General features: G+C 53.0%; 28 protein-coding genes and 1 pseudogene. 26 read left to right on the forward strand and 3 right to left on the reverse strand.

What is annotated here, in order from left to right; genetic code table 11:
- Positions 1 to 104 precede the first annotated feature (104 nt).
- The 11 genes and pseudogenes from H3L91_RS01750 to H3L91_RS12590 form a co-directional block, all read left to right on the forward strand.
- On the forward strand, positions 105 to 446 hold the full coding sequence (locus H3L91_RS01750; protein ID WP_244958475.1) for an ATP synthase subunit I: 342 nt from the start codon (positions 105 to 107) through the stop codon (positions 444 to 446).
- Positions 430 to 1,302, forward strand: a complete 873-nt coding sequence (atpB, locus tag H3L91_RS01755; protein ID WP_007341718.1) for a F0F1 ATP synthase subunit A — start codon at positions 430 to 432, stop codon at positions 1,300 to 1,302. Before H3L91_RS01750 ends, atpB begins: the two co-directional genes overlap by 17 nt.
- Before the next feature lie 97 nt (positions 1,303 to 1,399).
- Entirely contained in the window at positions 1,400 to 1,633 is a 234-nt protein-coding gene (gene atpE / locus H3L91_RS01760; protein ID WP_002642492.1) for a F0F1 ATP synthase subunit C, read from the forward strand.
- A gap of 71 nt (positions 1,634 to 1,704) precedes the next feature.
- Positions 1,705 to 2,175: a F0F1 ATP synthase subunit B gene (locus H3L91_RS01765; protein WP_007341719.1), complete on the forward strand. Its 471-nt coding sequence runs from the start codon at positions 1,705 to 1,707 to the stop codon at positions 2,173 to 2,175.
- Between the two features lie 3 nt (positions 2,176 to 2,178).
- A complete protein-coding gene (locus H3L91_RS01770) occupies positions 2,179 to 2,727 on the forward strand; it encodes a F0F1 ATP synthase subunit delta (RefSeq protein ID WP_007341720.1) in 549 nt (182 codons plus the stop codon).
- Positions 2,728 to 2,737: 10 nt separating this feature from the next.
- Entirely contained in the window at positions 2,738 to 4,285 is a 1,548-nt protein-coding gene (gene atpA / locus H3L91_RS01775; protein WP_007341721.1) for a F0F1 ATP synthase subunit alpha, read from the forward strand.
- Positions 4,286 to 4,308: 23 nt separating this feature from the next.
- Positions 4,309 to 5,187 carry a F0F1 ATP synthase subunit gamma gene (gene atpG, locus H3L91_RS01780; protein ID WP_007341722.1) on the forward strand — a complete coding sequence of 293 codons (879 nt, stop codon included), beginning with the start codon at positions 4,309 to 4,311 and terminating at the stop codon, positions 5,185 to 5,187.
- Between the two features lie 40 nt (positions 5,188 to 5,227).
- Entirely contained in the window at positions 5,228 to 6,625 is a 1,398-nt protein-coding gene (atpD, locus tag H3L91_RS01785) for a F0F1 ATP synthase subunit beta (RefSeq protein ID WP_007341723.1), read from the forward strand.
- A 12-nt stretch (positions 6,626 to 6,637) separates the two neighbouring features.
- Positions 6,638 to 7,063, forward strand: coding sequence for a F0F1 ATP synthase subunit epsilon (locus tag H3L91_RS01790; RefSeq protein ID WP_007341724.1), 426 nt, complete (start codon positions 6,638 to 6,640; stop codon positions 7,061 to 7,063).
- Positions 7,064 to 7,229: 166 nt separating this feature from the next.
- Complete coding sequence (locus tag H3L91_RS01795) at positions 7,230 to 7,727, forward strand: META domain-containing protein (protein WP_007341725.1); 498 nt, start codon at positions 7,230 to 7,232, stop codon at positions 7,725 to 7,727.
- 131 nt (positions 7,728 to 7,858) lie between these two features.
- Positions 7,859 to 8,161 (forward strand): annotated as a pseudogene (locus tag H3L91_RS12590) (DUF4288 domain-containing protein); the annotation flags it as partial.
- 667 nt (positions 8,162 to 8,828) lie between these two features.
- On the opposite strand, the gene H3L91_RS01805 reads toward H3L91_RS12590, so the two are convergent.
- From H3L91_RS01805 to H3L91_RS01815, 3 genes are read right to left on the reverse strand one after another with little or no spacing between them, the layout of a single operon-like run.
- Positions 8,829 to 9,713: an NUDIX hydrolase gene (locus H3L91_RS01805; RefSeq protein WP_007341730.1), complete on the reverse strand. Its 885-nt coding sequence runs from the start codon at positions 9,711 to 9,713 to the stop codon at positions 8,829 to 8,831.
- The gene (locus H3L91_RS01810) at positions 9,710 to 10,456 is read right to left on the reverse strand and encodes a class I SAM-dependent methyltransferase (RefSeq protein WP_007341731.1); all 747 of its coding nucleotides are present in this window, start codon (positions 10,454 to 10,456) and stop codon (positions 9,710 to 9,712) included. The genes H3L91_RS01805 and H3L91_RS01810 overlap by 4 nt, the downstream gene beginning before the upstream one ends.
- Positions 10,453 to 11,040 (reverse strand): type II secretion system protein GspG, encoded by a 588-nt coding sequence (locus H3L91_RS01815; protein ID WP_040659308.1) that lies wholly within the window; start codon positions 11,038 to 11,040, stop codon positions 10,453 to 10,455. The genes H3L91_RS01810 and H3L91_RS01815 overlap by 4 nt, the downstream gene beginning before the upstream one ends.
- 277 nt (positions 11,041 to 11,317) lie before the next feature.
- Between H3L91_RS01815 and H3L91_RS01820 the strand changes: the two genes are divergently transcribed.
- The 15 genes from H3L91_RS01820 (at position 11,318) to rpsQ (ending at position 21,511) form a co-directional block, all read left to right on the forward strand.
- A complete protein-coding gene (locus H3L91_RS01820; RefSeq protein WP_256998614.1) occupies positions 11,318 to 11,554 on the forward strand; it encodes an EexN family lipoprotein in 237 nt (78 codons plus the stop codon).
- Between the two features lie 91 nt (positions 11,555 to 11,645).
- A complete protein-coding gene (gene purB, locus H3L91_RS01825) occupies positions 11,646 to 13,016 on the forward strand; it encodes an adenylosuccinate lyase (RefSeq protein WP_007341735.1) in 1,371 nt (456 codons plus the stop codon).
- A gap of 115 nt (positions 13,017 to 13,131) precedes the next feature.
- Positions 13,132 to 14,034 carry a hypothetical protein gene (locus H3L91_RS01830; RefSeq protein ID WP_007341737.1) on the forward strand — a complete coding sequence of 301 codons (903 nt, stop codon included), beginning with the start codon at positions 13,132 to 13,134 and terminating at the stop codon, positions 14,032 to 14,034.
- Positions 14,035 to 14,213: 179 nt separating this feature from the next.
- On the forward strand, positions 14,214 to 15,425 hold the full coding sequence (locus H3L91_RS01835) for an NAD(P)/FAD-dependent oxidoreductase (protein WP_040659310.1): 1,212 nt from the start codon (positions 14,214 to 14,216) through the stop codon (positions 15,423 to 15,425).
- Between the two features lie 137 nt (positions 15,426 to 15,562).
- A complete protein-coding gene (gene fba / locus H3L91_RS01840; protein WP_007341739.1) occupies positions 15,563 to 16,627 on the forward strand; it encodes a class II fructose-bisphosphate aldolase in 1,065 nt (354 codons plus the stop codon).
- Positions 16,628 to 16,912: 285 nt separating this feature from the next.
- Positions 16,913 to 17,557, forward strand: coding sequence for a 50S ribosomal protein L3 (gene rplC, locus H3L91_RS01845; protein ID WP_007341741.1), 645 nt, complete (start codon positions 16,913 to 16,915; stop codon positions 17,555 to 17,557).
- Positions 17,557 to 18,177 carry a 50S ribosomal protein L4 gene (rplD, locus tag H3L91_RS01850; RefSeq protein ID WP_007341742.1) on the forward strand — a complete coding sequence of 207 codons (621 nt, stop codon included), beginning with the start codon at positions 17,557 to 17,559 and terminating at the stop codon, positions 18,175 to 18,177. Before rplC ends, rplD begins: the two co-directional genes overlap by 1 nt.
- Positions 18,174 to 18,488 carry a 50S ribosomal protein L23 gene (rplW, locus tag H3L91_RS01855; RefSeq protein WP_007341743.1) on the forward strand — a complete coding sequence of 105 codons (315 nt, stop codon included), beginning with the start codon at positions 18,174 to 18,176 and terminating at the stop codon, positions 18,486 to 18,488. The genes rplD and rplW overlap by 4 nt, the downstream gene beginning before the upstream one ends.
- A gap of 5 nt (positions 18,489 to 18,493) precedes the next feature.
- Positions 18,494 to 19,327 (forward strand): 50S ribosomal protein L2, encoded by an 834-nt coding sequence (rplB, locus tag H3L91_RS01860; protein WP_007341744.1) that lies wholly within the window; start codon positions 18,494 to 18,496, stop codon positions 19,325 to 19,327.
- Between the two features lie 5 nt (positions 19,328 to 19,332).
- Positions 19,333 to 19,611, forward strand: coding sequence for a 30S ribosomal protein S19 (gene rpsS, locus H3L91_RS01865; protein WP_007341745.1), 279 nt, complete (start codon positions 19,333 to 19,335; stop codon positions 19,609 to 19,611).
- 8 nt (positions 19,612 to 19,619) lie between these two features.
- On the forward strand, positions 19,620 to 19,949 hold the full coding sequence (rplV, locus tag H3L91_RS01870) for a 50S ribosomal protein L22 (protein ID WP_007341746.1): 330 nt from the start codon (positions 19,620 to 19,622) through the stop codon (positions 19,947 to 19,949).
- 9 nt (positions 19,950 to 19,958) lie between these two features.
- A complete protein-coding gene (rpsC, locus tag H3L91_RS01875) occupies positions 19,959 to 20,654 on the forward strand; it encodes a 30S ribosomal protein S3 (RefSeq protein ID WP_007341747.1) in 696 nt (231 codons plus the stop codon).
- Positions 20,638 to 21,054, forward strand: a complete 417-nt coding sequence (gene rplP / locus H3L91_RS01880) for a 50S ribosomal protein L16 (RefSeq protein WP_040658599.1) — start codon at positions 20,638 to 20,640, stop codon at positions 21,052 to 21,054. Before rpsC ends, rplP begins: the two co-directional genes overlap by 17 nt.
- A 2-nt stretch (positions 21,055 to 21,056) precedes the next feature.
- Positions 21,057 to 21,248, forward strand: a complete 192-nt coding sequence (gene rpmC / locus H3L91_RS01885) for a 50S ribosomal protein L29 (protein WP_049260553.1) — start codon at positions 21,057 to 21,059, stop codon at positions 21,246 to 21,248.
- On the forward strand, positions 21,248 to 21,511 hold the full coding sequence (gene rpsQ, locus H3L91_RS01890) for a 30S ribosomal protein S17 (RefSeq protein WP_040658602.1): 264 nt from the start codon (positions 21,248 to 21,250) through the stop codon (positions 21,509 to 21,511). The genes rpmC and rpsQ overlap by 1 nt, the downstream gene beginning before the upstream one ends.
- Positions 21,512 to 21,552: the final 41 nt, after the last annotated feature.

The raw sequence follows: 21,552 nt of genomic DNA on the forward strand, positions 1-21,552 counted from the left end.
TCACGAAAATTAACCGAACTGCTTGACGGGAAAATGGGCATTCATTATAGTGCCGAGAATTAGTCTGTCTCGTAGTGTATGCGCCAATGGTAAGGGTTCTTTATTTGCAGTTTTCCGCCTTGGTTGCCGTAACACTGTTATGCGCTTTGGTGTCCGGTGCTTCCGGAGCGTGGTCTGCCGCAGCGGGCGGGCTGAGTTATTTTGTCCCCTCTCTTGTTACGGTGCTGTTCTTAAATATTTTCCGCAATATGCCGCAATATGCAGGCTATGCGTTTTTGGTCGGAGAAGGTTTAAGAATAGTGCTGGCTCTGCTTCTGATGCTTGCGGTGTTCGCATTCTTTCATCGGAGTTTGAAGTTTCTGCCGTTCCTCTTCGGTCTGTTGGCAGTCAGCCAAGTAATTTTTTTTGTTTTTTGGAAAGCTAAATATTATGGCAAGCGCAAGTGAAACCATGACAGCAGCCGACTATATCAAACACCATTTGCAGAGTTTGACCAGTTTGTCGCATGTGGACAAAGGACAGGATTTAAAAAACATCGCCGATTTCTCCTATATCAATCTGGATGCGGTGTTCTTTGCCGTTTTGCTTGGTATCGTCGGCTGCTTTTTGCTGCGCAAAGCCGCCGTTTCTGCCACTTCGGGCGTTCCCGGCCGCTTTCAGGCCGCAGTCGAGCTGCTTTATGAATTTGTGGACGACATGTGCAAAGGCATCATCCATAATGCCGAATCGCGCAAAATGGTTGCGCCTCTCGGCTTGACGCTGTTTGTGTGGATTTTCCTCATGAACGCCATGGATTTGCTGCCGGTGGATTTGCTGCCGATGACATGGCAGGGCATTACCGGCAACCATCACGCGCTTTTGCGTGTCGTGCCGACTGCGGATTTGAATACTTCGCTGGCTTTGGCGGTAGGCGTTCTGCTTGTATGCATTTACTACAATATCAAAATCAAAGGCGGCAAAGGCTGGGTGCACGAGCTCTTTACCGCACCGTTCGGCCCGTTTCTGTTCCCTGCTAATTTTCTGTTGAATATCTTGGAATTTTTATCCAAAACCGTCTCTCACGGTATGCGGTTGTTCGGCAATATGTATGCGGGCGAGCTGGTGTTTTTGCTGATTGCCCTGTTGGGCGGTGCATGGGCGGCCTCCGGTAGCGTAAGCCTGATGGATCCGGTCTTGTTCGTATTTCATATTGTTGCCGGTGCGGCGTGGGCGATTTTCCATATCCTGATTATCACCTTGCAGGCATTTATTTTTATGGCTTTGGCTTTTGTTTACATCGGCCAGGCGCACGATTCACACTAAGTGCCGTTTTGGGTGCTGAGGTGAGCAGTATAGTTTCTTTTGGTAAGTTGTTTTAATGTAGTTTAACCTTTTGTTTTGTTATTAAAGGAGTTCTAAAATGGGTTTGATTGCTATCGCTTGCGGTTTGATCGTTGCTTTGGGTGCTTTGGGTGCATCTATCGGTATTGCAATGGTTGGTTCCAAATATTTGGAGTCTTCTGCGCGCCAGCCTGAGCTGATCGGTCCGCTGCAAACCAAACTGTTCCTGATTGCCGGCCTGATTGATGCCGCATTCCTGATTGGCGTAGCTATTGCATTGCTGTTCGCCTTCGTTAATCCCTTCCAAGGCTAATCCCGAATACAGACTGCTTTGCTTTAAAGCAAAGGGATGTTGATTAACCAAAAATACGAAGGTTGAGTAAAGTGAATTTAAATGCAACCATATTTGCGCAGATAATTGTCTTTGGTATTTTGGTGTGGTTCACAATGAAATATGTGTGGCCGCCGATTGCCAAGGCACTTGACGAGCGCGCCGATAAAATCGCGGAAGGTTTGGCGGCAGCCGAACGTGGGAAAAGCGATTTTGAACAGGCAGAAAAAAAAGTTGCAGAACTCTTGGCCGACGGTCGTAGTCAGGTTGCGGAACTGGTGGCTAATGCGGAAAAACGTGCCTCTCAGATCGTGGAAGACGCTAAAAGCCATGCTGCTGTTGAGGCTGCACGGATTACAGCACAAGCCAAGGCGGATGTGGAGCAGGAAGTTAACCGTGCGCGCGAAGGTTTGCGCGAGCAGGTTGCTGTTTTGGCTGTGAAAGGCGCGGAAGCGATCCTGCGCAGTGAGGTCAATGCCGCGAAGCATGCCGATTTGCTGAGTAACCTGAAACAGGAGCTGTAAGCTATGGCTGAATTTGCAACCATTGCCAGACCCTATGCGAAGGCATTGTTTGATCTGGCCGATGACAAACAGCAAGCAGAGTCTTGGTTGGGCGGATTGAAAGAATTGGCGTGGATTGTACAGCAGCCGTCTGTTTCTACACTGCTTGACGATACATCCGATACTGTTGAGTATAAAGTTAAGTTCCTGCTTGATTTATTGTCTGACAATCAGGCGGTGAAGAACGAAATGTTCTGTAACTTTGTCAAAGTGGTGGCGGAGGCGAAAAGGTTTTTTGTTTTGCCCGAGGTTTATGCTCAGTATCAAGATTTGGTTTTATCGCGCAACCATACCAAGCATGCAGTAATATACAGTGCTTTTGAATTTGCCGGAGAAGGACAGAAAGCCAAGCTTTTGGCCGATTTGGAGCGGCACTTCAATACAAGCTTGGATGCTACTTTTAAAGTTTCCCCCGAATTAATCGGGGGTATTAAAGTAGAAGTGGGTGATCAGGTATTAGACCTGTCCGTGCAGAATAAATTGCAGAAATTGTACTCGGCAATGATAAATTAGGAGAATTTTCATGCAGCTTAATCCTGCTGAAATCAGTGATTTACTGAAAGCCAAAATCGAAAATTTAGACACCAAGCAAGAACTGCGTACCCGTGGCACAGTGATTTCCGTAACAGATGGTATCGTGCGTGTGCATGGTTTGTCTGATGTTATGCAAGGTGAAATGCTTGAATTCCCGGGTAATACTTTCGGCTTGGCAATGAACTTGGAGCGTGATTCCGTAGGTGCGGTAGTGCTTGGTGAATACGAACATATTAAAGAAGGTGATGAAGTCAAATGCACCGGTCGTATTTTAGAAGTACCTATCGGTCGTGAATTGATCGGTCGCGTTGTCAATGCGCTAGGCCAGCCTATTGATGGTAAAGGCCCTATCAATGCAGAACTTTCCGCTCCAATAGAAAAAATCGCGCCGGGAGTAATTGCCCGTAAATCTGTCGATCAACCGATGCAGACCGGCTTAAAAGCTGTTGACTCTATGGTTCCAATCGGTCGCGGACAGCGCGAGCTGATCATTGGAGACCGTCAGACCGGTAAAACGGCAGTGGCATTGGACGCTATTGTCAATCAGAAAGGTACAGGCGTTATCTGTATTTATGTTGCCGTCGGACAGAAAGCTTCTTCTATTGCCAACGTAGTTCGCAAATTGGAAGAGCACGGTGCTATGGAGCATACTATTGTTGTCGCAGCTACCGCTTCGGAAGCAGCTGCGCTGCAGTTTATTGCTCCTTATGCCGGATGTACGATGGGTGAGTTTTTCCGAGATCGCGGTGAAGACGCATTGATTGTATATGATGATTTGTCGAAACAAGCGGTTGCATACCGACAGATTTCCCTGCTGTTGCGCCGCCCTCCCGGTCGAGAAGCGTACCCTGGCGACGTATTCTATTTGCACTCCCGCTTGTTGGAACGCGCTGCCCGTATCAATGAAGACGAAGTTGAAAAACTGACTGATGGCGCAGTGAAGGGTAAAACCGGTTCTCTGACTGCATTGCCAATTATTGAAACACAGGCGGGTGACGTATCTGCTTTTGTGCCAACCAACGTGATTTCGATTACCGACGGTCAGATTTTCTTGGAAACCGATTTATTCAACTCAGGCATTCGTCCGGCGATTAATGCAGGTATCTCTGTATCTCGTGTGGGTGGTGCTGCTCAGACTAAAGTCATTAAAAAACTTGGCGGCGGTATCCGTCTTGCATTGGCTCAGTACCGTGAATTGGCTGCGTTTTCCCAGTTTGCCTCTGATTTGGATGAAGCCACCCGCAAACAGCTTGAACATGGTGAAGTAGTTACCGAACTGATGAAGCAGAAACAGTTCAGCACGCTCAATACTGCCGAGATGGCATTGACTTTATGGGCGATTAACAACGGCTCGTATAGTGATGTTCCTGTTTTAAAAGCGTTGTCGTTTGAAGCCGACTTTTTGAACTTTGTCCGCACTCAGAATCCCCAGGTTTTGGAAAGTATTAATGAGTCCGGTGCGATGTCTGATGAGGCTGAGCAGAGTTTGGGCGAAGCCATGAAGGCCTTTAAGGCTTCGTACAGCTATGCCGCATAAGGCCGTCTGAAAAGGAGTCTGAAATGGCAGTAGGAAAAGAGATTCTCACCAAAATCCGAAGTGTTCAGAATACCCAAAAGATCACTAAGGCGATGCAGATGGTGTCAACCTCTAAAATGCGGAAGACTCAAGAGCGGATGCGTTTGGCGCGTCCCTATGCCGACAAAGTCCGTCTGGTTATGAGCCATTTGGCTCAAACACAAGAAAATCACGGCATCAAACTGTTGGATGAACATAGGGAAGTCCGCAGAGCAGGTTTTATCCTGATCACAACGGATAAAGGTTTGTGCGGCGGATTGAATGCCAACGTGCTGAAAAAATTTTTGGCACAGGTGCAAGAATATCAGAGCAAAGGCATAGCCGTTGATGTTGTCTGTATCGGCAGTAAAGGATTGGCTGCTTGCCAGCGCATCGGTTTGAATGTGGTTGCCAGTGTGGCCAATCTAGGTGATACGCCAAGATTGGAGCTTTTGGTAGGCGCATTGACTGAGATGTTCCGACGCTATGAGAAAAACGAGATTGACATTATTCACATTGTCTATTCTTGTTTTGTGAATACCATGCGCCAAGAACCTCGGATGGAAGTATTGCTGCCAATAGGCGGAAATACCCTTGAAGAGGCAAATAGCGAAGCCAAAAGCTATAACTGGGACTACCGTTACGAGCCAAGCCCTGTACAGGTGTTGGAATATTTGGTTCGCCGTTATTTGGAATCTGTGGTTTATCAGGCATTGAGCGATAACATGGCCTCCGAGCAGGCTGCGAGGATGGTGGCGATGAAAGCTGCAACCGATAATGCGGGCAATGCCATTAAAGAGCTGCGCTTGGTGTACAACAAATCGCGCCAAGCCGCAATCACCACAGAATTGTCAGAAATTGTTGCGGGTGCGGCGGCAGTTTGAGGCCGTCTGAAAACTCGGATAGAAAACTTAGGATGCGATCATGAGCCAAGGCAAAATCGTGCAAATTATTGGTGCGGTGGTAGACGTGGAATTCCCGCGTGATGCCATCCCGCATGTTTATGATGCTTTAAAATTGGTTGAAACCGACCTGACTTTGGAAGTGCAGCAACTTCTGGGGGACGGCGTAGTCCGTACCATTGCGATGGGCAGTTCCGACGGATTGAAGCGCGGTATGGCGGTAAACAACACAGGTGCGCCGATTACCGTGCCCGTGGGCAAGGAAACGCTCGGCCGCATTATGGACGTGCTGGGAAAACCCGTAGATGAAGCGGGTGCGGTCGATTCCAAACATACCCGATCCATCCATCAGGAAGCTCCAAAGTTTGACGAACTCTCATCCACGACCGAGCTGTTGGAAACCGGTATTAAAGTAATCGACCTGCTTTGCCCGTTTGCCAAAGGCGGCAAAGTGGGTCTGTTCGGCGGTGCCGGCGTGGGTAAAACCGTGAACATGATGGAATTGATCAACAATATCGCCAAAGCGCACAGCGGTCTGTCTGTGTTTGCCGGCGTGGGCGAGCGTACCCGCGAAGGGAACGACTTCTACCACGAGATGAAAGATTCCAACGTATTGGACAAAGTGGCTATGGTTTACGGCCAGATGAACGAGCCTCCCGGCAACCGTCTGCGTGTCGCTCTGACCGGTCTGACTATGGCGGAATACTTCCGCGACGAAAAAGACGAAAACGGCAAAGGCCGCGACGTATTGTTCTTTGTTGATAACATCTATCGCTACACGCTGGCCGGTACGGAAGTGTCCGCACTGCTGGGTCGTATGCCTTCCGCAGTGGGTTACCAGCCGACATTGGCTGAAGAAATGGGTCGTCTGCAAGAACGCATTACTTCGACGCAAACCGGTTCGATCACATCCATTCAGGCCGTATATGTACCTGCGGACGACTTGACCGACCCCTCTCCCGCAACAACGTTTGCCCACTTGGATGCAACAGTCGTGTTGAGCCGTGATATTGCTTCTTTGGGTATTTACCCTGCGGTTGACCCCTTGGATTCGACTTCCCGCCAGCTTGATCCGATGGTATTGGGTCAGGAGCATTACGACGTTGCACGCGGCGTACAGTCCACTTTGCAGAAATACAAAGAGTTGCGCGACATTATCGCCATTTTGGGCATGGACGAATTGTCCGCAGAAGACAAACTGACCGTCATGCGCGCCCGTAAAATCCAGCGTTTCCTGTCCCAGCCTTTCCATGTGGCCGAAGTGTTTACCGGCTCTCCCGGCAAATATGTTCCCCTGCGCGACACCATCGCAGGCTTCAAAGCCATTCTCAGCGGCGAATACGACCACTTGCCGGAGCAGGCGTTCTATATGGTAGGCGGCATTGAAGAGGCTGTTGAGAAAGCGAAAACTGTAAGCTGATAGGAGGGCGGCATGAGTGTCATGCAAGTTGAAGTGGTAAGTAACGAATACAACATCTATTCGGGTGAGGCCAGCTTTGCAGTTGTTCCCACCGTGCAGGGTGAGCTCGGTATTTACCCGCGACATGAGCCGATTATGAGCTTGGTGCGCCCCGGTGCGCTGCGTTTGCAGGTTCCGGGCAGCAGTCAGGAAGTTTTGGTTGCCGTTTCGGGCGGCGTGCTGGAAGTGCAGCCCGACAAGCTGACTGTTTTAGCGGACGTGGCCGTACGCAGCAGCGAGATGGATCAGGCGCGTGCCGAAGAGGCGAAAAAAGCGGCCGAGAGTTCGATTGCGAAAGCAACCGACGACGAATCTTTGGCTAAGGCACATGCGGCTTTGGCGGCTGCAATTGCCGAGCTCAAAACGCTCGACTATCTCCGCTCTCAAAGGCATATGTAAGGTTTGGCAACATCAAGAAAGCACGGCATGTCCGTGCTTTCTTTAATATGTGCACAATGACAAGCAGGCGGATTGCCGTGCCGCGCGGTTTCCGGCAAAAGCCTGCCGATGCCCGTATCCGCGCCGCAGTCGGCCGTTATGGGATGATGACAAAAAGGGAAAGCAAATGAAATACACAGCGTACATATTGGCATGTGGCCTGTTGGTTTTGGCCGGCTGTGCCGCGCATCCGGCCGACAGCGAGGCACTTGCAGGCAAGTGGAAGGTAGAGAAAATCATGGGAGAGCCGTTCGCTGGGGATGCTGAATTGTCTTTTGACGGGCAGACAAGCCTGCTTGCCAGCTATGCGGGCTGCAACCGCATGAATACACGCTATTCTTCCGAGGGCAAAGGCCGTCTGAATTTCGGATACACCGCTTCCACCCGCATGTCCTGCCCCGAAAACCAAGCCGACGCGGAGCAGCGCATCAGCTACGCGTTCACCCAAACCGAAGCATTCCGCATCGGCGGCAGCCGCCTGCTGCTGGAAGACGGGCAGGGCAAAGTGCTGTTGCAGGCGGCGAGAATGCGCGGGCAGCCAGTCGCACAGAAAGACAGGCCGTCTGAAAATCACCGCAATCAACCCGCACAATCCGGGAAAAGCTATTTTGCGCCCCTGCATTGACAGCCCGAACCCGTGCCTCAGCCATGCCGGCATAATGAAATTCCGCCATACTCATTGAAACCGTGGCGGAACAAACGGAGGCATACTATGGAAATTGCTTCGCAGTCAGCCTGTGATACCAATCCGTCCATAACGGCACGGCTGCGGATGACCACTGGTTTGAAGAAAGCATCGTCCTTATCCGCGCCACAGGGCAATCCGAGGCGGAGGAAACCGCCGACCGTTACGCCCGCAGCCAAGAGGCGGCTTACCGCTCGACAACGGGCGGCGCCGTGCAATGGAAATGGCTCGGCATCACGGGTATTTTCGCGGTGAGCGACCCCGTTTCCGCGCAGATGGCACGGTCGAAGTCTTTTCACGAATGCTCAAACGGCAGGAGATTCCCGCTGCTTTTCTGCCGCCGCCCGCTGCCGCGGCGTAAGCAGCAGACGTAAAGAGGCCGTCTGAACAACCCCGGCAAGTGTTTTTCAGACGGCCTCACATTCAGACGGCCTGTTGCCGTATGTAGGGTGTGCCGCCCCGAGGTGATGCAGCAAAGACCGCGTGCGTGGCTGCGCCACACATCCTACCTTGTCATCTGCCTTTGCGTTGTTGGCGAAAACGCCGCCCAAACGGAGCAGGTGTTTCCGCTGTAAGGAGGCCGTCTGAAAACCGTTTTGGCTGTGTCGGAAACGTTGTTTTCAGACGGCCTCAATCCGTTGTGCGGCAAGACCGCGCGCGTCGCCTCGGGGCGGCACACCCTGCCTCGCTTTGCCGTCGGGCGGTTGCTAGAACACATCATAAGAGGCCGTCTGAAAAGCGTTTTTCAGACGGCCTTAATTCGTTATACGGCAAAGGCCGGGTGCGTCGCTGGGGCGACAACCCTACCTCACGCGCCGCATTTGCGTTGTCGGCGAAATGCCTGTTTTCAGACGGCCTGTTGCCCTACATGTAGGGTGTCGCCCCGAGGCGACGCACGCGGTCGGTGCGGCACGGCGAATCCGTGCGTTTTACCCGAAAACCCAAACCGTGTGCGTGGCTTGCGCCACACACCCTGCTTCAACGGCAAGAGGCCGTCTGAAAATCGGTAAAACGGTTTTTGGCTACGCCGAAGCTGCGCTTTCAGACGGCCTTTGCCCCTTCTGCGCCGCTGTGGAAACTTTGCAGAAAGGCGGCCAGCGGGTGGTCGGGGGTGGTGAGGCGAAGGCGGTGCAGGAGGCTGAGGGTTACGAGGGCGGAGTCGTTCATCATGCGGCCTTGCGCGATGGCGGCGGCGGTGTCGGCGGGGGTCATCAGGGTGAAGGCGGCGACTTCGCCGTCTTGGTTTTGCGGGGTGAAGCCGGGCGGCAGTTGGAGGTCGAAGATGTGCAGGTGTTCGCGGTGCAGGCCGCGTTTGACGGGGTGGACGCTGAGGAGGGTTTCGGCGGGGACGGGTGTGAGTTCGGGCGGGATGCCGGCTTCTTCCCAGGCTTCTCGGCGCATGGCGGGGGCGGGGGTTTCGCCTGCTGCGACGCCGCCGCCGGTGAGGTTGTCGAGTTTGCCGGGGTCGACGGCTTTGTGCGTGCTGCGGCGGGCGATCCAGAGGCGCGGGCCGTCGGGTGTTTGGCAGAGGCCGTTGAGGTGGACGGCGCGGCTGGTGAGGCCGAGCGGGCGGAAGGCGGCGCGTTCGAGGGTGAAGAGGACGCGGCCTGTTGCGTCGCGCACGTCGTGTTTTTCGTCGCGCCAGCCGCCGAGGAGGCCGGTTTGGTGCCAGCGGCGGGCGGTGTCTTGCAGGATTTGCCCCGTGCTGTGCCAGTCGCCGGTTTCGAGGGACAGGCCGTCTGAATGGGTTTTCAGACGGCCTGTCCAGTCTTGGCGCAGGCGGTTGTGCCATTGCGCGTTGAGCAGGCCGAGGGGGAGGCCGTTGAGCCGCAGGGGGCGGAAGTCTTGCGGGCGGTGGCGGAAGGCGTTTTGCAAAAAGGCGAGCAGGGCGGTTTGCACGGGGCGGGGCAGAGGCGGGGTGTTCATGCGGGCGCGGGCAGGTAGATGTCGAAGCGGGTGGATTTGCCTTCGTATTGGTAGGCGGGTTTCGCGCCGGCGAGGAATGTGCCGAGGCGGGGGCGTTTGACGGCGACGCGTTTTTTGGCGGCGGCGCGGGCGGCGGCGAGCAGGGCGGCTTCGTCGTCGGGCGGGGCGTGGCCGATGAGTTGGTGGAAGTAGGCCATTTCTTTTTTGACGGCGGCGGATTTCTGACGCTCGGGGTACATGGGGTCGAGGCAGACGGCGTCGGGGGGCAGCGCGGCGGCCAGTGCGGGCAGGAGGGCGAGTGCGTCGCCATGGTGGAGGGTGATGCGTGCGGCGGCGGGGGCGGTTTCTGCGTCGGCCAGTGCGCGGGCGAGGCCGTCGGCAAGCAGGCAGGCGGCGGCGGGGTGGCGTTCGATGACGCGGACGGTGAGGCCGTGGGCGGCGAGGACGAAAGCGTCGCGGCCGAGGCCGCCGGTGGCGTCGATGATGTGGGCGGCTGTGGTGTGGCCGACGGCTTTGGCAATGAGTTCGCCGCCGCCTTTTGTGCGCCGGTATTGCGCCGCGCCGGCGGTGAAGTCGACGCGGACGCGGCCTTTCGCGCCCGCTTGGCACAGGCTGATGCCGTCGGCGGCGGCGTGGAGGAAGAGGCCGTCTGAAAACGGGTTTTCAGACGGCGTGAAGCCGTAGTGCGCGGCGAGGGCGAGGGTTTCTGCGGGCGCGTCGGCCGCTGCGGTGAGGGGAATCACGGCCGCGCCTTTTCTTTGAGCAGGCCGATTTTACCGCCTGCGGTGTCGGTGGGCGGCAGGATGTCGTCGGCGGTGAAGGGGATGTTGTCCGCGCCGACGCTGCGCAGGTAGTAGTGATCCGCGCCGGCGCGTTCGTAGTGGAACAGACGCGGGGTGGCGCGGATGTCGGAGGGGTCGTAGATAAACAGGGGGGTGTCGGGCTGGGCGGCTTGCAGCGCGGGCAGGGATTCGGGGTATGCGCCGTGTTGCAGTTTGTAGAATTCGACGGACTGGACGAGGGTAGCGAGCTGGGTTTGCGCGAGTCGGACGCGCAATTCGTCGTACACGCCGCCGCGCTGTTGGAGGCCGAAATAAAAGAGTGCGCCGTACACGCCTATGGTGCAGAACATGCCCGCTGCGCCGATGAGGGCGGCGATTTTGCCGCCGCGTTTTCTGCGGCAGACCAAGCCCCAGATGACGGCGGCCAGGCCGAAGGGCAGGCCGAGCAGGGGGATGAAGGAGATGCCCGCCAGCACATAGGCGGCGGGATGGATGCCCGGGGGGCGGGGGTCGGGCGCGGCGGCTTGTTCGGGCGTTTGTTGCATGGCGTGCTCCTGCGGGTAGAAAAGGCCGTCCCCGCCTACGCGGGGATGACGTTTCTGAAAACCGGTTTTGCGCATTTTCAGACGGCCTTATTGTAGCAATATCCGCCGCCGCGTTGCGGCAAAAAGCCGCCGCCCTTTCGGTTATAATCGCCGCTTTCCCATTTCCAGGACTGCCTGCCGCGACCGATTTGGTATTCGGAAAGCGCAGAGGCCGTCTGAAAAGCCGTTTTTTATTTGATTAATGTCCACCTGATAAGGAATCAACCATGAAAAACATCTGCTTGCCGCCGCCACCCTGTTCCTGCTTGCCGCCTGTGGCGGCGCGGCTGACGAGGCGCACGATGTGCAGTGGTATCTCGACCATCCGGCGGAGCATGAAGCGCAGATGGTCAAATGTAAAAACGACCCCGCCAAACTCAAAGATACGCCCGCCTGCATTAATGCTGCGGAAGCAGTGCAGAGACAGGTAAACGACACCGAGCTGCTCAGCCAACCCTATAAAAGCCGCCACTAACCCGCAGCCGATTCCATGCCCAAAGCGGCCCAAAACCCGCCCGCCCCGTTTTTCAGACGGCCTCACCCTTTGAACCCTTTAAGGAAACCCTATGATCAACCCCCTCTCCGCCCTCTCCCCGCTCGACGGCCGCTACGCCTCATCCGTTGAAAGCCTGCGCCCCGTGTTCTCCGAATACGGCCTGATGAAAGCCCGCGTCAAAGTGGAACTGAACTGGCTCAAAGCCCTCGCCACCGAAGCCAAAATCGCCGAAGTGCCTGCCTTTTCCGCCGCCACCCTCGCCGAAATCGACGGCGTGATTGCGGGTTTTTCATTGGAAGACGCGGCCGCCGTCAAAGCCATCGAAGCCACCACCAACCACGATGTCAAAGCCATCGAATACTGGCTCAAAGACCGTTTCAAAAACAACGCCGAAGTGGCCGCCGTGAGCGAGTTCATCCACTTCGCCTGCACCAGCGAAGACATCAACAACCTCTCCCACGCCCTCATGCTGCAAGAAGCGCGCGACACCGTATTGCTGCCCAAACTCGCCGAAATCGTTGAAAAACTCACCGGCATGGCGCACACCCTCGCCGCAGTGCCCATGATGAGCCGCACCCACGGCCAGCCCGCCACCCCCACCACCCTCGGCAAAGAAATCGCCAACGTCGTTTACCGCCTGCAACGCCAAATCCAAAACCTCCAATCCCAAGAATTTCTCGGCAAAATCAACGGCGCAGTCGGCAACTACAACGCCCATCTGACCGCCTATCCCGATGTCGATTGGGAAAACCACAGCCGCCGTTTCGTCGAAGAATCTTTGGGATTGACCTTCAACCCCTACACCATCCAAATCGAGCCGCACGACTACATGGCCGAATTTTTCCAAACCCTCTCGCGCGTCAACACCATCCTCATCGATTTCAACCGCGACGTTTGGGGCTACATTTCATTGGGTTATTTCAAACAAAAAGTCAAAGCCGGCGAAGTCGGCTCATCGACCATGCCGCACAAAGTCAACCCCATCGACTTTGAAAACTCCGAAGGCAACCTCGGCATGGCCAACGCCGTACTCGGTTTCCTTGCCGAAAAACTGCCCGTGTCCCGCTGGCAGCGCGACCTCACCGACAGCACCGTATTGCGCAACATGGGCGTGGGCGCAGGCTACGCCCTGCTCGGCTACGCCGCCCACCTGCGCGGCCTGAACAAACTCGAACCCAACCCCGCCGCGCTGGCCGCCGATTTGGACGCCACTTGGGAACTCTTGGCCGAACCCATCCAAACCGTGATGCGCCGCTATGGCGTGGCCAACCCCTACGAAAAACTCAAAGACCTCACGCGCGGCAAAGGCGGCATCACCCCCGAAGTGCTCAAAGTCTTTATCGGGTCGCTGGAAATCCCCGAAGAGGCCAAAGCCACCCTGCTCGCGCTGACCCCAGCGCTATATGTCGGCAAGGCGCAAGAGCTGGCCGAACGGATTTGAGGCGGCGGCATTTGAATCAATATAAGCAGATATAAACGGAGGCCGTCTGAAAAACACTTTTCAGACGGTCTCTCAAATCATCAATGGCGACAACGGATAGATAAAGGATCGGCATTTGAACACACTCAATGAGCAAATCATTTTTCAAATGGGTTTGAACCTGAAAAAGTATCAGGAAATCGAACGGACGTTGAAAAATCTGATCAGTTCTTCCGGACAAACCATATCGACAAGTATCCGAAGCGATCAGGACAAGTCGGACACGGAGGCTAAGTCAAATTATCCGGGTGTTTGGCGGGGAACTTTGGGCAAAAACAAAGACTATGTGCTGCTGAAAATGTCAAATTATCCGGGTGTTTGGCGGGGAACTTTGGGCGGCTTGTGGGCGGCTTTGGAACAAACTCAGAATTTTTCGGACAATCCATGCGACACATCCGAGCATATTTCAGATATGGTTTGCTTAAATATGACTTACCAAATCCCGCTTATTGCTTTGATCAAGGATCGGCAGCAATTTGAACAGCAGTTCAAACAAATCGTGTCCGATAGAAATGCCTTTATCCATCCTTCGACTGATACGGAGTGTTTTACTGAGGAAAGATTGCATTCAATGCGGCAAGCGTATCGCAGGGCAGAGTGTTTTCAAAAAGAATACCTTGATCCGTTGGCTGAGAGGTTGCGCGAATGCTTACTTTATCAACTCGATCAGATGATAAAATTATTAAATTATTGGGAAACGCACAGTGAAATTGAAGTATGCGCCTTTTTTGACGAGGTATACCAAAAATGCAAGCGCAAAGACGGTTGGGCAGATTGGTCGACGGTTATGCGGGAAATGCGTGGGGAGTTCCTATACCCACTGGAAAAACTTAGGGAAAAAAGTTCATTGGGAAAAAACGTGCCTTGGCACAAAGTTGCAAAAGATATATTTCCAAAATGGCAGTTCAAAGAAGAAACCACAGACAAAGGCGGCAAACAGCTGTTGGTTAAAATCAATAATGAAATCGATGTCTTATAAAGAAAGGCCGTCTGAAACTTAGAAAAGACTTTCAGACGGCCGCAACATGCCATCCGATTGCCAGCCTGCGGCCTTGCCGCTACAATCCGTTACAGCATATCGGGCATACGGCTGGGAAATCTGGCCGTATGCCTTGCTTGTACATAATCAAACGCAACTACACACCAACGGGAGACACAGTGGCCGCATTTATCTATGATGTCGTGATTATAGGCGCGGGGCCGGCCGGATCGGTGGCCGCCGCGCTGCTCAACAAACAGGGTTTCAACGTCTGCGTGCTGGAAAAGCAGCACTTCCCCCGCTTCGTTATCGGCGAGAGCCTGCTGCCATACGCCATGGACGTGCTAGACGAAGCCGGCCTGCTGCACGCCGTCCGCGAGGCCATGCTCGGCTTCCAATACAAAAACGGCTTCGCTTTTTCATGGGGCGACCGCTACACCTCGTTCAACTTTCTCGACAAATTCAGCGCGGGCCACAATTTCGCCTTCAACGTCCAACGCGCCGATTTCGACAAACTCCTCATCGACGAAGCCGAAAAACGCGGCGTGGCCGTGCGCTACGGCGAAACCGTCAAACGCTTCGACAACGAAGGCGATACCGTCATGCTCGCCGTGGAGCGCGAAGACGGCACAGTGTACGACATGGAAGCCCGTTTCGTGCTCGACGCCAGCGGCTTCTACCGCGCCCTGCCGCGCCTGATGAACTGGGAGCTGCCGCCGCAGACCGTCATCCGCCAGGTGCACTTCACCCACATCGACGACCGCATCACCTCGCCCAAATTCGACCGCAACAAAAACCTCGTCTGCATCCACCCCGAGCACCGCGACATATGGGTGTGGCTCATCCCCTTCGCCAACGGCAGAAGCTCCATCGGCGTGGTCGGCGAAGAACACTACTTCCGCCACGAAAGCACCGCCGCCATCCTCAAAGGCATCGTGGCCGAAATCCCCTTCCTCGCCGAAATCCTCGCCGACGCCGAATGGGACAACGGCTTCCCCTTCCGCTATCTGCCCGGCTACACCACCAAAGGCAAGGGGCTTTACGGCCGCCACTTCGCCCTCTTGGGCGCGTCCGGCGAGTTTCTCGACCCCGTTTTCTCCTCCGGCGTAACCATCGCCGTGCAGTCGGCCAAACTCGCCGCCGCCTGCGCCGCCAAAGAGCTGCGCGGGCAGCGGCTCGACTGGAAAAACGAGTTCGCCGTGCCCCTGATGAGCGGCGTAACCGCCTTCGGCAGCTACATCCAGGGCTGGTACGACGGCCGCTTCCAAGACCTCGTGTTCGACGTGGACAAAAACAGCGACACCGGCCGCATGGTCTGCGCCATCCTCGCCGGCTACGCCTGGGACAAAGAAAACCCCTTCGTGCGCGAATCACAGATATTGTTCGGATAGGCCGTCTGAAAAAAAACAAACCGCCCAAACGCCAATAGGCCGTCTGAAAAACCGTTATCCGCGTTTTCAGACGGCCTGCCAACTTTGCTATAATCCGCGCCCTACATCCGATTACATTTCATTTTTAGGAGTTTTTCATGGCACTCGTATCCATGCGCCAGCTTCTCGACCACGCCGCAGAAAACAGCTACGGCCTGCCCGCATTCAATGTGAACAATCTCGAACAGATGCGCGCCATCATGGAAGCCGCCGACCAAGTCAACGCCCCTGTTATCGTGCAGGCCAGCGCGGGCGCACGCAAATACGCCGGCGCGCCGTTTCTGCGCCACCTGATTCTGGCCGCCGTGGAAGAGTTTCCGCACATCCCCGTGGTCATGCACCAAGACCACGGCGCATCGCCCGATGTGTGCCAGCGCTCCATCCAGCTTGGCTTTTCATCGGTGATGATGGACGGTTCGCTGATGGAAGACGGCAAAACCCCGTCCAGCTACGAATACAACGTCAACGCCACCCGCACTGTGGTGAATTTCTCCCACGCCTGCGGCGTATCCGTTGAAGGCGAAATCGGCGTATTGGGCAACCTCGAAACTGGCGAAGCGGGCGAAGAAGACGGCGTGGGCGCAGTCGGCAAACTTTCCCACGACCAAATGCTCACCAGCGTGGAAGACGCGGTGCGCTTTGTGAAAGACACCGGCGTGGACGCGCTGGCGATTGCCGTCGGCACATCCCACGGCGCATACAAATTCACCCGCCCGCCCACCGGCGATGTGCTGCGTATCGACCGCATTAAAGAAATCCACCAGGCCCTGCCCAACACCCACATCGTCATGCACGGCTCAAGCTCCGTGCCGCAGGAATGGCTGAAAGTGATTAACGAATACGGCGGCAACATCGGCGAAACCTACGGCGTACCCGTCGAAGAAATCGTGGAAGGCATCAAACACGGCGTGCGCAAAGTCAACATCGACACCGACCTGCGCCTAGCCTCCACCGGCGCAATCCGCCGCTTCCTTGCCGAGCATCCCGCCGAGTTCGACCCGCGCAAATACCTCGCCAAAACCATCGACGCGATGAAACAAATCTGCCTCGACCGCTATCTGGCATTCGGCTGCGAAGGCCAGGCCTCGAAAATTAAACCCGTTTCGCTGGAAAAAATGGCCGAACGCTACGCCAAAGGACAATTGCAGCAAATCATCGGCTGAGCAGGCGGCGAACACGTTGAGGCCGTCTGAAAACCGGTTTGCAGGTTTTCAGACGGCCTCAAATGCGAAAAAGCGAAACAAACGGGTGCCTGGCGCAAGGATGACGCATCTTTGGCGGATGTTTTCCAACACTCTGTGTCAAAAATACCGGCTTTGTCGTTTTTTCCCTTGAAAATACAGCCGGTAATATAGTATATTCCGCGCCTTGGCGTTTTGCGCCAAGAATCTTTTTTGTGCAATGGTCGGCCAATCGCAGCTGACCCCTTTATTTTAAGGAAAATAATCATGACGTTAGGTCTGGTTGGGCGCAAGGTGGGTATGACCCGCGTGTTCGACGAGCAGGGTGTCTCTGTTCCCGTAACCGTGTTGGAAATAACCCCCAACCGCGTCACACAACTGAAATCCGAAGATACCGACGGTTACACAGCCGTGCAGGTTACCTTCGGTCAGAAAAAAGCAAAACATACCGGCAAGGCCGAAGCCGGACACTTTGCAAAAGCAGGTGTTGAGGCCGGTCGCGGTTTGGTTGAGTTTGCCCTTTCTGCTGAAAAGCTGTCCGAATTGCAAGTAGGCGGCGAAATCTCCGTTTCCCTGTTTGAAGTCGGCCAGTTGGTCGACATCACCGGTACCTCAAAAGGTAAAGGTTTCTCCGGTACCATCAAACGCCACAATTTTGACTCCCAACGCACTTCCCACGGTAACTCGCGTTCGCACCGTGTCCCCGGCTCTATCGGTATGGCACAAGATCCCGGCCGCGTATTCCCGGGTCAGCGCATGGCCGGCCAATACGGCAACACCAAATCTACCGCGCAGAATCTGCAAGTGGTGCGTGTTGACGCCGAGCGCAACCTCTTGTTGGTAAAAGGTGCTGTTCCCGGTGCGGTGAATAGTGATGTGATTGTCCGTCCGGGCGTGAAAGTGGGTGCGTAATGGAATTAAAAGTAATTAATGCGCAAGGCCAGGTTTCAGGTTCTTTGTCTGTATCTGATGCTTTGTTCGCACGCGAATATAATGAGGCACTGGTACATCAGTTGGTAACCGCCTATTTGGCTAATGCCCGCTCCGGTAACCGTGCCCAGCTTACCCGTGCCGAAGTGAAACATTCCACAAAAAAACCGTGGAGACAAAAAGGAACAGGCCGTGCCCGTTCCGGTATGACTTCCTCTCCTTTGTGGAGAAGTGGCGGCCGCGCGTTTCCGAACAAACCGGATGAAAATTTCACCCAGAAGGTGAACCGTAAAATGTACCGTGCAGGTATGGCTACCATCTTGTCTCAACTTGTGCGCGACGATCGTTTGTGCGTTATTGAGCAATTGGCTGCGGCCACTCCTAAAACCAAAGATTTTGCCGAGCAGGTGAAAAATTTTGGTTTGGAACAGGTTTTGTTTGTAACCAAACAATTGGATGAGAACGTATATCTCTCTTCGCGTAATCTGCCGAACGTGCTGGTACTTGAAGCGCAGCAAATCGATCCTTACAGCCTGCTGCGTTATAAGAAAGTAGTGGTTACTAAGGATGCGATCGAGCAACTTGAGGAGCAATGGGTATGAATCAAGAACGCTTAATGAAGGTAATTCTGGCACCTGTTGTTTCTGAAAAGAGTAACTTGCTGGCCGAAAAACACAATCAAATGACTTTCAAAGTGCTGCGGGATGCGACAAAACAGGAGATCAAAGCTGCTGTTGAATTGTTGTTTGGTGTCCAAGTTGCTTCGGTTACTACCGTTACCACCAAAGGTAAAACCAAGCGTTTTGGCCGCAATATGGGTCGCCGTAGTGATGTTAAGAAAGCTTATGTCAGCCTGGTTGAAGGTCAAGAGCTTAATCTTGAATCGGCTGCGGCATCTGCTGATAAGGAATAAATGGAATGGCTATTGTAAAAATGAAGCCTACCTCTGCTGGTCGTCGCGGCATGGTTCGCGTAACCACAGATGGTCTGCATAAAGGTGCGCCTTACGCCGCATTGGTTGAGAAGAAGAATTCTACTGCCGGCCGTAATCATAATGGTCATATTACTACTCGCCATAAAGGCGGTGGTCATAAACATCATTATCGAATTGTCGATTTCAAGCGAAATAAAGACGGTATTCCTGCAAAAGTGGAACGGATTGAATATGATCCGAACCGAACCGCTCATATCGCCTTGTTATGTTATGCAGATGGCGAGCGTAGGTACATGATTGCGCCGTCTGGCGTTCAGGTTGGCACAGTGTTGGTATCCGGTTCTGAAGCTGCAATTAAAGTTGGAAATGCTTTGCCGATTCGTAATATTCCCGTCGGTACTACTGTGCACTGTATTGAAATGAAACCTGGCAAAGGTGCGCAAATTGCCCGCTCTGCCGGTGCTTCGGCAGTAGTATTGGCTAAAGAAGGCACTTATGCCCAAATTCGTTTGCGCTCCGGTGAAGTCCGTAAAATCCATGTAGATTGCCGGGCCACTATCGGTGAAGTGGGCAATGAAGAGCAGAGTCTGAAAAAAATCGGCAAAGCAGGTGCTAATCGTTGGCGTGGCATCCGTCCGACAGTACGAGGTGTCGTTATGAATCCTGTTGACCACCCGCATGGTGGTGGCGAAGGTCGTACCGGTGAAGCACGTGAACCTGTTAGCCCGTGGGGTACACCTGCTAAAGGTTATCGCACCCGCAACAATAAACGTACGGATAATATGATTGTCCGCCGTCGTTATTCGAATAAAGGTTAATTGACATGGCTCGTTCATTAAAAAAAGGCCCGTATGTAGATCTGCATCTTTTGAAAAAAGTTGATGCTGCGCGAGCAGGGAATGATAAACGTCCCATCAAAACATGGTCGCGTCGTTCTACTATTCTTCCCGATTTCATCGGCTTGACTATTGCTGTACATAACGGCAGAACTCATGTTCCCGTATTTATTAGTGATAATATGGTTGGCCACAAGTTGGGTGAATTCTCGTTAACCCGTACCTTTAAAGGTCACTTGGCTGATAAAAAAGCTAAAAAGAAGTAAGGTGAATTATGAGAGTATCATCAAGTCATAAAAACGCACGAATTTCTGCGCAAAAGGCTCGTTTAGTTGTCGATCAAATTCGTGGTAAAGATGTCGCCCAGGCACTGAATATTTTGGCATTTAGTACCAAGAAAGGTGCTGAATTAGTTAAAAAAGTGTTAGAGTCTGCTGTTGCTAACGCCGAACATAACGAAGGCGTTGATATCGATGAGTTGAAAGTCGTAACTGTCTATGTTGATAAAGCTTCGTCATTGAAGCGTTTTCAAGCAAGAGCAAAGGGTCGCGGTAACCGTATTGAGAAACAGACTTGTCATATCAATGTAACGGTAGGAAACTGAGGAAAAGATATGGGACAAAAAATTCATCCGACTGGTTTCCGCTTAGCGGTAAATAAAAACTGGTCTTCAAAATGGTTTGCCAAAACTGGTGATTTTTCAAATGTTTTGAAACAAGATATTGATGTTCGTGAATATTTGCGCAAGCGTTTGGCAAATGCGTCTGTTGGTCGTGTGCTTATTGAGCGTCCTGCTAAATCTGCTCGTATTACAATTTATTCCGCCCGTCCTGGTATAGTAATTGGAAGAAAAGGTGAGGATATTGAGGTATTGAAACAAGATTTGCAGAATCTTTTAGGTGTGCCAGTTCATGTTAATATTGAAGAAATCCGTAAGCCTGAGTTAGATGCTCAGATTATTGCAGACGGCATCGCGCAACAATTGGAAAAACGTGTACAGTTCCGCCGGGCTATGAAACGTGCAATGCAGAATGCGATGCGTGTTGGTGCAAAAGGTGTCAAGATCATGACGTCTGGCCGCCTAAATGGTGCAGATATTGCGCGTAGTGAGTGGTATCGCGAAGGACGCGTTCCTTTACACACGTTGCGTGCTAATGTTGATTATGCTACGAGTGAGGCACATACAACTTACGGTGTTATTGGCCTGAAAGTTTGGGTATATACTGGCGAAGGTAACGAATCTATCCAGTCTAAATCTGAACAGGAAAACAAACGCAGAAAGGCAGGCAGAAATGTTGCAGCCAACTAGACTAAAGTATCGAAAACAGCATAAGGGTCGGAATACAGGTGTTGCTACACGTGGCAATGCTGTGAATTTCGGCGATTTTGGATTGAAATCAATTGGTAGGGGGCGCTTAACTGCTCGTCAAATTGAAGCTGCTCGTCGAGCCATGACTAGACATATCAAACGTGGTGGACGAATTTGGATTCGTGTGTTTCCTGATAAACCTATTACAGCCAAGCCGATTCAAGTTCGAATGGGAGGGGGTAAAGGTTCCGTAGAATACTACGTTGCTGAAATTAAGCCGGGAAAAGTGCTTTATGAAATGGATGGGGTGTCTGAGTCACTTGCGAGAGAGGCTTTCGCCCTAGCTGCTGCAAAATTACCGATTCCAACAACATTTGTAGTGAGGCAAGTGGGTAAATAATGATGAAAGCCAATGAATTAAGAGAGAAATCAGTTGAGCAGTTAAAATCTGATTTGCTTGATCTATTGAAAATACAGTTTAGTCTTAGAATGCAGAATGCCACAGGCCAATTGAGTAAATCGAGTGAGTTGAAGAGAGTACGACGAAATATTGCACGCATCAAGACTGTAACAAGTGAGAAAGGTGCAAAATAATGGATAAGAGCAAAAATGTCCGTACGTTGCAAGGTAAAGTAGTAAGCGATAAGATGGATAAAACCGTAACCGTGCTTATCGAGCGTAAAGTAAAACATCCTTTGTATGGAAAAGTCATTAGTCGTTCCTCGAAGATTCATGCGCACGACGAGGCTAATCAATACGGCATTGGTGATATTGTTGTTATTGAGGAAACTCGCCCTCTCTCAAAAACAAAATCTTGGGTAGTTAAAGAGATTGTAGAAAAATCGAAATCCGTTTAGCTTCTCTGCGTGACGAGGCAATGAGTTGAAATGGGACTTGC

It is taken from the genome of Neisseria bacilliformis (genome assembly GCF_014055025.1).
GTDB lineage: Bacteria > Pseudomonadota > Gammaproteobacteria > Burkholderiales > Neisseriaceae > Neisseria > Neisseria bacilliformis.